This is a genomic window from Roseisalinus antarcticus, assembly GCF_900172355.1.
GTDB lineage: Bacteria > Pseudomonadota > Alphaproteobacteria > Rhodobacterales > Rhodobacteraceae > Oceanicola > Oceanicola antarcticus_A.
This window is the reverse complement of the sequence record NZ_FWFZ01000138.1, coordinates 1-867: the sequence shown is the minus strand read 5'-3', so window position 1 is coordinate 867 and position 867 is coordinate 1. Positions and strand designations below refer to the sequence as shown.

The window sequence follows — 867 nt, the reverse complement described above, 5'->3', positions numbered from 1 at the left end:
GAGATAATGTTCATGCAGACGACACCCATCACCACCGCCCGCGCCAGCCGACCGCTCGGGGAAATCGAGTTCTGTGCCTGGGTGGCTCAGGCCGTTCCCGGCGACCGGCTGGAATACCATCGCGGCTATCTCGTGCTGGACACCTATCCGCTGTTCAGCGCGCTCGACGACAAGGCGCGCGGCGAGCTCGCCAGACTGGCCGGACGCGCCTTCTGGGCCGCCGAGCAGGGCCTCGTCCACCTCGTGCAGCAGCGCGATGGCCCGGACCGCTTCGCCTACATCGCCGTCGCCCGCCCCAAACCGAAGGCCGCCGCAGCCTCGCTGTCGGCGCTGCTGCTCGAGGAGCAGGCGGCGTGAGTACCCCCATCCAGACCCCTTTCCCCGATCGCGGAGACACCTTCATGCCCTTTCCCGAGAACACCCCGACGCCCGACGATCTGCCGGAGCTCGACCCAAAAGAGATCGCCGACCTGCCGGTCGAAATGCTGGCGGTACTGCAGCACGAGATCGACGCACGCCTCAGGCGCGACAAGGCCGCCAAGGCCCGCCTCGATGGCGCATTGAGCGTCCGCTACGCCGACCGCGCGATCGAGGAACGGCGGGCCGCGGCCAAGGACACTGGCACTGTCCGGTTCCACGACGGCGATTTCACCGTCGTGGCGGACCTGCCCAAGCGCGTGGATTGGGATCAGGACAAGCTCGCCGCGATGGTCGCGCGCATTCGCGATGCCGGTGACAATCCCGCACAATATGTCGACATCGCCATCAAGGTGCCGGAGCGCAAATACGCGGCCTGGCCCGACGCGATCCGGAAAGGCTTCGAGCCCGCGCGGACCGTGCGCACCGGCACGCTCAAGGTCGAGCTTC

2 protein-coding genes are annotated in these 867 nt (G+C 67.8%); both read left to right on the top strand.

Translation table 11 applies throughout. The annotated features are described in order from the left end of the window. The coding region (locus ROA7023_RS23610) for a hypothetical protein (RefSeq protein WP_306372516.1) at positions 1-357 on the top strand (357 nt) is incomplete at its 5' end. A 44-nt stretch (positions 358-401) separates the two neighbouring features. After that, the coding region (locus ROA7023_RS23605; protein WP_143535746.1) for a hypothetical protein at positions 402-867 on the top strand (466 nt) is incomplete at its 3' end.